Origin of the sequence: Myroides gitamensis (assembly GCF_029894455.1) — a bacterium.
GTDB classification, from domain to species: Bacteria; Bacteroidota; Bacteroidia; order Flavobacteriales; family Flavobacteriaceae; genus Flavobacterium; species Flavobacterium odoratum.
In genome coordinates this window covers 995,252-1,009,029 of sequence record NZ_JARYHN010000001.1, presented here as the reverse complement: position 1 = coordinate 1,009,029, position 13,778 = coordinate 995,252, and the positions used below count along the sequence as shown (strand labels likewise).

Genomic DNA, 13,778 nt, shown 5'->3' with positions numbered 1-13,778 from the left:
ATTGAGGGATATAAAAAATAAACCTCGTCTTTTTAGGCGAGATTTATTTTGATATTATTTACGGTTTTCCCTATACACAAACACTGCTAAAAGTCCATGTTCTGATTTACTTATCCTCTTTTCCAAAAGCCATTAAATCTTTTCCTTTCAATGCGGATGCCACTAAATCAGGCAGACGATCAGGAGTACAAGCAAAGCAAGCAATACCTAGTTTACTGATTTCCTTACCTAAATTCTCATCATAATCTGGTTTACCTTGATCCGTCAAGGCTAATAAAGTAATCACTTTAACCCCATCTTGGTGCATTTCATTCAAACGGCGTAGTAATCCCTTGCGAACCCCTCCTTCATATAAATCTGAAATCAAGATAAAAATAGTTTTACGCGGGTTCTCAATCAAAGTTTGGCAATAAGCAACCGATTTATTGATATCGGTCCCTCCACCTAATTGCACACCAAACAGCATATCCACAGGATCTTGACGGCATAATTCAGTCAAATCGGTCACTTCCGTATCAAAGGCAACCACATGCGTATCAAGCGCTGGCATACTCGCAAAGATAGATCCCATAACAGAGGAATAAATAATCGAATCTGCCATGGATCCACTTTGATCAATATCCAAAATAACCGTCCAGCTCTTTTGCTTTTGACTACGTTCAAAGAAATAAAACTTTTCAGGAATTAGTCGCTTAGTCTGAATATCGTAATTTTTTAAATTGCGATTAATTGTTCTTTTCCAATCCGTTGAAGCAAAATTAGGGATGGGCGAATGAGCCTTTTTATTTAAAGCTCCCGTAACTGCACGACGCATATCTTGCTCCATTCTTTTCATGATTTCATCGACGACATTGCGCACGAGTTCTCGCGCTGTTTCTTTTGATTTTTCAGGGATTTGACCTTTTAGCGCCAACAGTGTTCCCACCATGGCCATATCTGGTTTTACATTTTTCAGTGTTTCAGGTTCAAACAACAATTTTGTCAACCCTTTGCGTTCAATAGCATCAGATTGAATCACACTAACGACATCTTCTGGAAAAAAAGTACGTACATCCGTTAACCACTTGGCTAAATTAGGCGCTGAGGCACCTAATCCTGCGCCTTTTCGACCACTTTTCCCTTCTTCAGTACGATTGTAAATTGCCGCTAAAGCAGCATCCATAATTGATGCTTTTTCATCGAGCGCTACTTGTTGCAAAGCCTTTGTATCTTCCCCTAAAATCAATCGCCAACGCGTTGTATTTTTATTTTCTTGTTCCATTGCTTTCTCTTTTCTACAGCTAAACTTCGATTAAAACTCAAAGTCAAAATCGTTCAATTCATCCAGTTTTTCTGCTTCTGCCTGTGTTAATTCACCTTGTAATGCTTCAGCAGTCTGTTCTTCGCCTGTTCCCCAAATATCTCCAAGTAATTCGGCAATACTATTCTTTTGATTGGGTTCAAACGCTCCAAAAGCTCGGCGTAAAAAAACAACAGAACGCAAAAACTCTTCCTCATCCAACTGAGCGACATACTGATCGAGTTCCCTCCACAACATTGTTCTAGACAAGAGCGCATAGCGATTTCGTCCAGATAGCCCCTCAAACCAACCCGCACCCAAATCTGCGGGAACCCCTGGCGATAAGCGACGCGAAACTTCTTTTGCACAATCTTCTTCATCTGCTAAATTGTGTTCCAATAGAATCGAAAAAGCTCCTCCCGAAAGTTTGGTATTCAAATCATCACGCCAAGCCACTTGATGGAGTTCCTTTTGCCAAGATTCTACATCGACAATTTCGTACTGCTGTTGTGTAATCAATTCCATCACATTAATCGCCTTCATCATTTCTGTCGCCGCCTTATCATCACAAGAAACCGCTTCTTGTACCAATAGAGCCGCACGCAAGAACAACTGCTGTAAAATTGGCACTAAAGGCTCTAAATTGAACTGACGCAAATCACCATACTGAATCAATACTGCTAATTCATGCGCAGCATAAGCTGTCGCTTTAAAATCAACTGCTTCAACCAAAAGCCCTTGTAAGGTACGCAATGCATTTTCAAAAATATGCGTCAATTGACATTCACACGCTAAGCGAATAATTTGAGCAGCCAAAGCAAGATCTGTGCAGTCTGCTAATTGTTCCCTCAATTGATAAGCTGCTGCTATCTCAAGCGTTTCTCCTTTTAGATTGGATTCAACAATTTCTATTTCTACTTCTGGCGTCCATTGTAATTCCCACTTTTCAGACCAAGTCGCATTATCTTGATGGGTGCGAATTGGTTTAGCAAAGTGAATACCCAAGACAGCTAAACGATGTAAAAAAGTAGAGCGATTTAAATCAATATATGCTGCTTCTGTTGATTTAACCTTAAAGTTTTCTCGTAAATCTAAGCTCAATTCTTGCGCCACCGCAGATTTATATTGGGTTAACTTTAATCGCTTCAACTCTTGATTGACGTTTTCTTGTACTGGCGTTTGGCTTACCCCTTCTGGTAAAAAACCAATAGCCGTTCCAATATCAATGTGGTTAATGGCTTCTGCTACAGGTGCAAGTTCTCCTCTACCAAAGCAAGTAATTACGGCATCGTGCAAATCTTCTAAAACAGGGAATGCTCCACCGCGCATAGCTGTCAAAGCTTGTGCTAATCGCACCGCTTCTATCACGCTTGCAGAAGAAGCATTATTCCCCATCTCTCGCATCATTTTCGCTACTTTAGAAAGGTAAATAGCGGCTAAATCCTCTAATTTATTTTGCGTCATTGCTTGCCACATCAACTCAAAATAATAAGGTGCCCTATTCCCAGCTCCATATCCCATTCGACTACTGAGACGCAGGTAAGAGTACGGCATAAGCGTCAATTGAGCGTCTACTGTTGGAATATTTTTCAGCTCTTGATCTGTCAATGCAGGTAGGTCTAAATCCATACCCAAAACGTGATACGCTCCAACGATCACAACAATATCTTCGGGTTTAAACCCTTCTGTAATTGCACGTTGAATTTCACGACGCATATGTGCTTCTCGAATCAGATTGTAAGAAAAATCATACGGTGCATCCTCATATTCTTGATTAACCACCAATTCACGCATTTCTCCTGATTGAAAAATCAATCGCTCACGAAAAGCATCTGTATTTAAATTATGCTCAAAATCGCGTTCCCAATAATTCTCATAATCCGTTTCATCACTATGATGGGCAATCGCCTCATACAAACCATTGTGAAAAGTATAAAAAGCTTGTGCTTTTTCATCAACTTCACGCTTGCGTTCTTGTTGTAAACGCAACATAATTGGCGTAGGCAAATCAATAAAACGCACTTCCTTTTTGTTTTTCACTCCCCAATTAATTGCCTGATATTCGGGCGAATAAGAAGCAAAGGGATAAAGTACCGTTTCAATGGGTAATTCCGTTGTATACGCCAATAAAGCAATCGGAGGTTTTACCTCTTTTTGGGCCATAGAAACAATCATCGCGGTAGCATCCGAAGGGCCTTCAATCAAAATACACTTCGGTTTCTTTTCTCTTTTAGATACGCTAAAAGATGATGAGATGCTCCAGGCGAAAGATGTCTGACACCAAATATATTTACTTTTGCATTCATTTACCTTCGGTTAAGCATTCATCTCACTACAAGTATTGTATAGACCTCGCCACGATGCGCCTCGTTTTTTCATTACATTTTCTAAATATTCTTTCCAGACTAATTTGTCTTTATCTTCATCTTTGACTACAGCTCCCTGTAAGCCTGCTGCTAAATCCTCATCCGTGATTGTTCCATCGCCAAAACTAGCTGCCAAAGCCATGCTATTTGTAATCAAAGAAATGGCTTCTGCTGTAGAAATAACGCCACTTGGTGATTTCAACTTTTGTTTTTCATCTAAAGTAGCTCCTTGACGCAATTCACGGAAAATCGTAACAATCTTCTCAACGGCCTCTTGGTTAGGTAAAGTAGCCTTCAATTGATAGCTATTGGAAATTTCAGCCACGCGTTTGGTAACAATGGATACTTCGGTTTCTAGATTTGCTGGAGCTGGCAAGACGATGATATTAAAACGGCGTTTTAAGGCGGATGACATATCGTTTACACCTCTATCTCTTGTATTTGCGGTTGCTATAATTGAAAACCCGCGCTGAGCTGCTAATTCATTTCCCAATTCAGGGATGGCGATGTTCTTCTCTGAAAGAATTGAAATTAAAGCATCTTGCACTTCAGAAGCACAACGTGAAATTTCTTCAAAACGCGCCACAGATCCTGTTTCCATCGCTCTGTAAATCGGACTTTTAATTAACGCTTCATTGGATGGACCATTGGCTAATAACATAGCATAATTCCAAGAATAGCGAATTTGTTCTTCGCTTGTTCCCGCTGTTCCCTGTACCACTTTGGCAGAATCCCCACAAATAGCTGCAGTTAAATTCTCTGATAACCATGATTTTGCTGTTCCCGGCTCACCAATTAACAAAAGCGAACGATCGGTTAGCAAAGTCGCAATGGCAATTTCCACCAAGCGATTGTGCCCAATATATTTAGGCGTGATTTCCGTTTTTCCTGCTTTTCCTCCAACAATAAATTTTAAAACTGCTTTGGGTGAAAGCTGCCAGCCCACAGGCTTTTCAACATTTTTATCTTCCTCTCTTAAAGCTTCTAACTCATGCGCATATAATTGCTCCGCTGGTAATCTCAGTATATCTTGTTTTGTATCTGTCATTTTTTATCGTATAAATAATTAAGCTTATTTTGCTATTTCTTCAGCAATTTGGTTATAGATATCAACCTTTTTCTTCTCGAACATCTCCTTAAATTTAGGCGCATACTCTTTGGGAAATTGCGTCCAAAATCCGTTATTCATCAAGCGATAAAGAGCATAATAATACGAGTTTTTCGGGAAGCGATCCATCGCTTTATAAATCACTTCAAAGCGATCTTTTACTTGTCGCTCCATCAGCAATTCAAAAATGGTAATTTGCTCTTCTGGCGCAATTTGAAGTGTTAACTCCTTCAATAGTTTGTCCAACTCTTTGTTTATTGGCTCTACTGTATGCAAGAGCAACAGCACTTCGTTATATGTATTATCCCAGCGAATTTTACCGTCAAAGTATCCAAACAGCAAAGGGATCCAGCGTCGATCTATTTTATCCCCTGTAACTTGTATTGCTTCTGTATTTTGATAATGATAGCCATACACATCGGTATACACATGAAAAAGAGCAGTTGGCGTAATCAAGGCTTTGTCTTTGCCAAATCGTGGGCCGAATATATCATACACCTTTTCAGGAGTATAAAATTGTACAGCCACTTCCATATAATCAAACCACCAACGCGATTGGTATTCGCTACTAAACGCTCGGTGGATGTGCTGTTCATAAAACTCCAATACCTGGGCCTTATCATAGGTTTTTAAACACGCTTCAATGGCAAAGAATAAATTGCTAACACTGTAATTTAGAAAGGCCTTTTTCGCTGTTAATACTATCCCCAATTGTTTATTCGTGATTACTTGAGCTAAAAAAGCGAATACTTCTGGATGTCCTTTCTCTTTCAACACATCCAAATGGAGAATGAATCGCTCTACAGCTTCTCCTACTTTCTTATCTTCTGTCTCTTGATCGAGGGCTATTAGCGTTTCAAAAGCTCCCACCACTTGATCCATTACTTCTGCAAAGAAGAAAGGCATGGAAGAAGTGGATAATGCTTTGGTAACCAATTGAAGATTCGTTTTATTTTTTGCATTTTTCACGTAAACGTCTTTCAGTTTTTCAAGGCTACTTTGGGTATTTAGTACAGCCAAGGCTTGGTACACCGCTTCTCGAACTAATTTGTTCTTGTCCTCTGCTAAACTGATAATAAGGGGCTCGTGTTTGGCATCTGCACTTAAAATTGTTATGGCTTCTGCCTGTAAAGCAGGCAAAGATTCAGCCATAATAGTGTCTATCACCGTTTGTAAATCGCTATACTCCAATAGGGCAAGTAAACGCAATCGCCTAACCTGTTCGGTTTTATCTTCGTATTTAAATCCTTCGACCAAAAAGTAAAGCATTGGTTTTCCAATACTTGGAATAATCGTTTCTTCAACATATTCACACAGTTCGCTATACTTATCTGCCAAAGCTATATTTAAATATTGAAAAGTACGTGAATCTTGAAATAGATTGCGCTCAAAGGCATCTTTTAAAACTTCCAATCGACCCGAATTAGAAATCGTTAAAGCCTCTATTACTGGCTTCAACTGTAGATAAGAATACGTGGTACTTATCTCCGCAATGGCTAAATTGGGTTGCTGTGTTGTTACTTCTGCCTCCTCTACAGTAAATTCCCCTTGTGTATACAATACAGCATACAGTAAATTGGAAAGATTCATCAATTTTTCTACGGATTCTTGCGTATCTGCTTGAATTAAATCTTCAATATCTGTAGCCATTTTTTTAAAAACGGGAGCTTTTTCTCCTAATTTACTCAATACAGCGATGTGTTTTTGCAAACGAGGATCGCCTTTAGCAAATTTACTTCCCGCTATAAATAAGCGATTTATTTCTTGTTGGAGGTCATATAAGGGTTGAATTCTCATGCTAATTTTGTTTCAGGTATTAATACAATAGTCTTACAATTTTGTTAGGGGTAATCAAAGACAAGGGTTGAATAGAAAACAAACCACGTTGTACATCATTATTCACCATGGCCGTTAAGGTATACCCTTTGGCAGCTGCGGGTAAGATTGACTTTAAATTCGAAGAAGGCAGGCCTGTTTCGCCTGGTAGATCTTGCAAAGTCAGCTTATTGCCTAGCGCATCTTCCACGACCAGATGCTCTCCCATTACGTAGGCTTTTTCTAGTGCAAGAAGAACCACTGGATTCTTATCCATCAACGGATTTTTAATGGTGTTTTTTACCTCTTTAATCGTTTCTGCAAAATTGATACTACCAAAAGCGTGAATCACGGCTAAGTCTTCTTGAGTTAATGCACGTGCGTTGGTGTTTTCTGCTTCCCAACGAACACGTGGGTTTTGATCCCCTGGGTAGAGGTAAATTTCATTGAGTTGTAAAACCTCAAAATTACTATTGTCCTCTTTGATGTATTTGGTAGCACGATATGGACGATAATTTTTCGTTTTGTATATTTTTCCCGTTTTTAGATTAAGCCATATTCCTTCATCTACATATTCCCTACGAGCAAAGTGATCAAAGCTCGTAAAAGACAGTTGAATCAAATTCGCATTCTCCTCATACAGACCATATTGCATCAACTCAATTAAAGTCCAAGTATATCCTATTTGCTCTTCAATAGCGGATGCTAAATCAGGAGTTGCTTCGGGATCTTCTTTGCGCTTATTTAAATATTCCGTACTTTTTTTCAGCAAAGCTGAAATGAAATTCACCTGATCAATCACACCTGTATATTCTTCTTCGCGTACTGCGTCTAGTTCTAATAACAGATAATTAAAGGCTGTTTGAATTCCATTGATATAATAGTTCCCTAGCTCTTTAATTTGAACAGCAAGCGCTCTTTTCATTTTAGTATCCAAGCTAGATAACCCCGTTAATGTAATGTCTTTGAGTATTTTTTGAGCCAATTCAATTCCTGTCAACTGAGCCTCTACTTTTTTACTAAAAGCTGCTTTATTGATTTTTTTAGGTTTCTCTGCTTTTTCTTTGATTGATTCTTTAAGTTGTGCCTTTTTCTCTTGTTTCTTTTCTATTTTATCGCGTTTTGAAGCAATATCTTCTGGTATTTCTGCAATTTCAAATGCCGTACTCTTTTCATCATAGGCATACAGTAAACCAAGGGCGTGTTTACACGGAAACTGTCGACTTGGACAGGTGCATCGAAATACAGGGTTCATCGCATCTACATAATCTGCTGAACAACGATACGGATTTTTACCACTTCCTGCGCATTCTCCCCAAATAAGGTTCTGTTCCGCTGAAATTTGCAAATTCGAAAATTTGTTCTTCTTCAAAAGATCACGCCCGTTTTTTGCTGCAGCAGCATTGGGGGCAAGCTCCTCAATTTTATTTTGTGTTATTTCCATAGCTTACTACTATCGTATATTTAATTGCATTTTTTACTTGTTGTTAAAGATAGAATATTCCCCTCATTTGGCACAGCCGACTCCCTTCTTTCAACAAATTTATTATTCGTTTTTCTACTGAAATTTCCGCCGTTTTTTCGCATAAAAAAAGTCAGAAGAACAAACTTCCGACTTTCTCTTATTTAAAACAATCCCTGTTTTTAGTGACTATGTCCGCCGCCACCTTCATTCTTAATCAAATGGCTTTGTAAATAATACGCGCCTTGGGTTACAATACTGTACTGATCAGGAACAGCTTCGATGATATCGACTTGGGTGAATCCCAATTCCTTTACGCCTGTTTTCACCTCTACGCGTTTGTAGTGAAAATGTTCTTCATGTTCTTCTGTCGCATCAGCAATAAAGATAAATTCTCGTCCATCTGCTTTGATAATGGCTTCATTAGGCAAGGCTTTTACCGTTTTTTCGCCAACATCTATCAAGGCATTTACATATAATCCTGGAATCAGATTATCTGGCACTTGATCAATATTTGCGTGAGCAATAACCGTTTTAGTTCCTGGCTCGAATGCTTTCCCAATACTAAAAATAGTGGCCGTTACTTCCGCTTTGTTGATATTCGTCAAATTAAAAGACACCTTTTGTCCTTCATGTACATAAGGCAAATCTTTTTCGTAAATCTTTAAATCCAAATGTATTTTAGAATTATCTACTAAAGAAAACAACGTTTGTCCATTCACTATATTCGTTCCAATGCGAATCGGAATTGCGGATACGTTTCCACTAATTGGTGCGACAATTTTTAACGTTCGAGAAGAACCTGCTCCTACTAAGGACAGCTGATTGGTCAGCGATTGATAACGCGATTTCTCAATATTCAATTCTGATTTCGTCTTCTGATAAGTCTTTTCTGAATTGACATTCTCTGCTCGAAGTGTTTGTTGTCGTTTATATTCCAAGTCTAAATACTCCAAATTGTTTTTTGAAATCTGGTAGTCCTCTTGTAATTTGATGTACTCCGGACTATCCGCAATGGCCAATACCTGTCCTTTATTCACGCGATCGCCAATATTAACGAGGATCTGCGTAATGGTTCCACTTAAAAAAGTAGTAACATCTGCCTGATTTTGAGGTGGTAATTCCGTTTGTCCATTGACTTTAATTACGTCAGATAGGTTCTTGTCTTCCAACTGCCCTAATACAATACCAGCGGCCTTTTTCTGTGCGCTATTTAGTTCAACTTCTTTCCCTGTATTTTCCTCCTGCTCTTCTTCTTGCGTTACAACAGTTTCTTCCGTCGTTGTTTTAGTTTGACAACTAGTAAAGAAAATCGTTCCAAAAACAAATAAAGCTATATATATTCTTTTCATTTTAAATTCGAATTATTGGTTAACTAAATAATGAAGGGCATTGTGTCCCAAATTATATTGCAATACAGCATCTAAGTAATTAATCTGTATGTTCAATGCGGTTTCCATCGATTGGATGTACTCCACATAGGAGATATCTCCATTATTGTACGATTTATTCGCGTGATCTTGGATGATGGAGGCATTCAATAACGCACTCTCTTTATAATAATCAATCACAGATTGTTGCGCATTGATAATTTCCAACTGCTGTTGAACCGATTCGCTCAACTGCTTGTGCAAATAATTCTTTTCTAGTTCGGCTTGTTCCAAGCTATACTTCATGGCTTTTATTTTTTTGGATTGACTGCCAAAGAAGATTGGAATACTCAGTCCTACCGTATAACTCGGAATACGCAATTCTCGTCCATAATTTGTTCCATTTGCTCTTAGTCCAGCTTCCGATTCAATCGAATAGCCTAGCGTTACATCAGGCAAGAGCAAGGATTTTTCTAACTTACGTGTAGCCTCTACGCGTTCTATCTCCTTATTGGCTAATTGCAAGCTATTATTTTCCTCTAAATTCAAATCAGCCCACGGATCATGTTCATCGTATATCAATTCACGTTCACTCAATTCAAAATCTGTTTCTAAGTTCAAAAAAGTCTTGATTTTTGACTTTTCGTTTTGTAAAAACGTATTATTCTGCGTAATTAAAACACTAATTTCCTGCTCTTTGGCTTGTGCTACATTGCTTTCCATCAACGTTGTTTCTCCCGTTTCATAACGCAATTTTGCAGATTTAGAGAAGGCTTTTAACAGCGTAAACTGTTGTTCTAGCAATTTCTTTTTGGATTGCGCATAAAGGATATTTTCCCAGGTTTGCTTTATTTCAAATTCGACTGCAATCGTTTTTCCTTGCAATTGAATTTCAGCGCTCTCATACTCCTTTTGCAGGATATTTTTCTTTTTCCCGTAGGTAAAAGGACTTAGGGCTTGAGAGACATTTAAGCTCATGTCTCGTTGTGCTTTTCCATTGAGATAACCATACCCCATGGACACCTCTGTTTTAGGGATATCATAGGCCGTTTTAACGAGTTGCTCCTGACTCAATACATTGGCTCTAGAAGCTTGTAAGCTTTGGTTATTCTCACGTGCTAATGCTAAAGCCTCATCTAGTGACAATCGTTTTACTTCTTGTGCTTGTGCTCCACCTACAGCTAAAAATGCAAGCAAAGTCAAACTAAGGGTTTGTATTTTTGTTGGTTTCTTAAATCCTCTTTCTTCGTAATAATAAATAATCGGTAAAACAATCAAGGTCAATAACGTCGCTGTTATTAGCCCACCAATTACCACTGTCGCCAACGGTTTTTGTACCTCAGCACCAGCACTTGTACTCAATGCCATCGGTAGGAATCCCAAAGAAGCAACGGCAGCCGTTAACAATACGGGGCGCAAGCGAATTTTGGTTCCTTCTATAATTCGTTCATATAAATCCATTCCTTGTTCTTTTAGTTGATTAAACTGACCAATCAATACAATACCATTTAGTACTGCCACCCCGAATAAGGCAATGAAGCCAACACCTGCGGAAATACTAAAAGGCATATCTCTCAACCACAGGGCTGCAACACCTCCAATAGCGGATAATGGAATTGCGGTAAAAATAATTAAGGATTGCTTCACTGATTTAAAGGTAAAATACAGCAAAACAAAGATGAGTGCTAAGGCAATAGGAACGGCAATCATCAAGCGATTAGTTGCTTCCACCAAGTTTTCAAACTGCCCTCCATAGGTAAGATAATAGCCATCAGGTAACTTTAACTGAGCGTCTAATTTAGCTTGAATATCGTGTACAACACTCTTAACATCGCGTCCTTTTACATTGAATCCCAACACAATGCGTCTTCTTCCATCTTCACGACTAATTTGCTGTGGTCCATCCTCATAATCTATATCTGCTAGCTGACTCAGCGGAATCTGTTGTCCATCTACAAGAGGAACAAAGAAATTCTTTAGGTTTTCAATATCCGATCTCGATGCCTGATCCAAACGCACCACCAAATCAAATCGCTTTTCTCCTTCATATACCAATCCAGTGGTTTCACCAGCAAATCCAGCGCGAATAATCTGGCTGATATCGGCGATTTTCAATCCGTAAAGCGCCAATTTATCCTTGTCATATTTAATCGAAATCTGTGGTAAACCCGTAACGCGTTCTAGTTTTGGACTTGAAACTCCAGGAACATTGGCAATCATACCATTAATCTCATCACCAATACTTGCTAAACGATCCAAATCTTCTCCAAATACTTTGATGGCAACGTCACTGCGCACGCCCGTCATTAATTCATTAAAACGCATTTGAATCGGCTGAGAGAACTCGGTGGTAACACCTGGAATCTGCTCCAGAGCGGCTTCCATTTTATCGATCAATTCCTCTTTTGTTGTAGCTGATGTCCACTCTTTTTTCTCCTTGAGGACAATAATCATATCCGCTGCTTCCATCGGCATTGGATCGGTAGGAATTTCCGCACTTCCAATTTTGGAAATCACCATTTTCACTTCCGGAAAGTTCTCCATCAAGATTTGTTCCGCTTTGGTTGTTGTTTCAATTTCTTGTGACAGCGAACTTCCCGAAGAAATAATAATATGCGTAGCTAAATCTCCTTCATCTAAGGTAGGGATAAACTCCCCTCCCATTTTACTAAACACGACTAAAGCTAAGGCGAATAAACCAAAGGCAATAACCAAAACGAATCGCTTGATTTTGAATGCTTTTTCTAAAATTGGTTTATAAATACTATAGAGTTTATCAATTAATTTATCACTAAAGTTTGGTTTGGTTTTACCTGCTTCTTTCTTCAAGAACAAAGAAGAAGCCATCGGAACATAGGTCAAAGAAAGAATAAACGCACCTAAAATAGCAAAAGACACCGTCATCGCCATAGGTCCGAACATTTTTCCTTCAATTCCCGTTAAGGCTAAGATTGGAAGGTAAACAATCAGAATGATAATCTCTCCAAAAGAAGCACTCGTTCTGATTTTTGAAGCCGCACTATACACTTCCTCATTCATCTCTTGCTGGGTGAGCTTCCTATTCTTTCCTAGATGCAGTCGATGGACAATGGCTTCCACAATAATCACAGCCCCATCGACAATAAGTCCAAAGTCAATCGCTCCCAAACTCATCAAGTTTCCACTGACCCCAAACAGCTTCATCAAACTGATGGCAAATAGCAAGGACAACGGAATTACAGAAGCTACAATTAGTCCTGCACGCCAATTTCCAAGTAGTAAAACCAAAACAAACACTACAATTAAGGCACCCTCAATTAAGTTTGTTTGAATGGTATTTACTGTTTTATCAATCAACTTGGTACGATCAATAAACGGTTCAATCGCAACCCCTTCTGGCAGTGTTTTTTCAATTTGCGTCATTTTCTCTTTGACCAATTTCACTACTTCCTGGGTATTTGCATTTTTCAGCATCATCACCATCCCACTTACATCCTCTCCTTTTCCATCTTTGGTTACGGCACCATAGCGAATGCTACTTCCAATTTTAACCTCTGCTACATCGCGAATTAAAATGGGTGTACCGTTTACTGTTTTAACCACAATTTTCTCAATATCTTCCATGGATTGCACCATTCCAATACTGCGAATAAAATAAGCATAGGGTTTTTTATCAATATAAGCACCACCCGTATTTTCGTTATTTTGCTCTAAGGCATCGAAAATCTCGATGATGGAGGTATTCATACTTTTCAAGCGATCTGGCTGTACAGACACCTCATATTGCTTTAGGTGTCCGCCTAAGGTGTTAACTTCAGCCACTCCTTTTACCCCAATCAATTGAGGTTTAATAATCCAATCTTGAATGGTACGAAGTTCCATACTGTTGTATTGCTCCTCATACCCCTCTTTGGCATACACTACATATTGATAAATTTCACCTAGCCCTGTACTCACTGGAGCTAACTCTGGCGTACCTACATTTTTAGGAATAACTTCTTCTGCGGCTTTCAGATTTTCATTAATCTGATTTCTAGCCCAATAAATATCGGTGTCTTCGCTAAAAACAACGGTCACCACACTTAATCCAAAACGACTAATCGAACGGAGTTCTGTAATATTGGGGATGGGCTTAACCGCTTGTTCAATGGGATAAGTAATAAATTGCTCTACCTCTTGCGTAGCTAGCGTTGGCGAGCTTGTAATAATTTGTACCTGATTATTCGTAATATCAGGCTGGGTATCCATAGGTAAATTCATCAACGAGTAACTCCCTACTGCAATAAGTCCCAGTACGAAAAGCCCTACAATGAATTTGTTACGAATACTAAACTGAATGATTTTATCTAGCATCTCTGTATAATTAAAAACGTGAAAAAAGGCATCAATCTCTTTGAGA

General features: G+C 38.8%; 7 protein-coding genes. All 7 read right to left on the bottom strand.

What is annotated here, in order from left to right:
* Window positions 1-106: 106 nt before the first annotated feature.
* The 7 genes from M2306_RS04495 to M2306_RS04465 all read right to left on the bottom strand — a co-directional run bounded on the left by M2306_RS04495 (window position 107) and on the right by M2306_RS04465 (window position 13,732).
* Window positions 107-1,261 (bottom strand): VWA domain-containing protein, encoded by a 1,155-nt coding sequence (locus M2306_RS04495; protein WP_115090481.1) that lies wholly within the window; start codon window positions 1,259-1,261, stop codon window positions 107-109.
* 30 nt (window positions 1,262-1,291) lie between these two features.
* Window positions 1,292-3,484, bottom strand: coding sequence for a DUF5682 family protein (locus M2306_RS04490; RefSeq protein WP_498882773.1), 2,193 nt, complete (start codon window positions 3,482-3,484; stop codon window positions 1,292-1,294).
* Between the two features lie 111 nt (window positions 3,485-3,595).
* Window positions 3,596-4,693 (bottom strand): ATP-binding protein, encoded by a 1,098-nt coding sequence (locus M2306_RS04485; RefSeq protein WP_115090483.1) that lies wholly within the window; start codon window positions 4,691-4,693, stop codon window positions 3,596-3,598.
* 24 nt (window positions 4,694-4,717) lie between these two features.
* Window positions 4,718-6,550, bottom strand: coding sequence for a HEAT repeat domain-containing protein (locus M2306_RS04480; protein ID WP_259188192.1), 1,833 nt, complete (start codon window positions 6,548-6,550; stop codon window positions 4,718-4,720).
* A gap of 19 nt (window positions 6,551-6,569) precedes the next feature.
* Window positions 6,570-8,012 (bottom strand): SWIM zinc finger family protein, encoded by a 1,443-nt coding sequence (locus M2306_RS04475; protein WP_259188190.1) that lies wholly within the window; start codon window positions 8,010-8,012, stop codon window positions 6,570-6,572.
* Between the two features lie 200 nt (window positions 8,013-8,212).
* Window positions 8,213-9,382 carry an efflux RND transporter periplasmic adaptor subunit gene (locus tag M2306_RS04470; RefSeq protein WP_115090485.1) on the bottom strand — a complete coding sequence of 390 codons (1,170 nt, stop codon included), beginning with the start codon at window positions 9,380-9,382 and terminating at the stop codon, window positions 8,213-8,215.
* Window positions 9,383-9,394: 12 nt separating this feature from the next.
* Window positions 9,395-13,732 carry a CusA/CzcA family heavy metal efflux RND transporter gene (locus tag M2306_RS04465; protein ID WP_259188187.1) on the bottom strand — a complete coding sequence of 1,446 codons (4,338 nt, stop codon included), beginning with the start codon at window positions 13,730-13,732 and terminating at the stop codon, window positions 9,395-9,397.
* Window positions 13,733-13,778 lie beyond the last annotated feature (46 nt).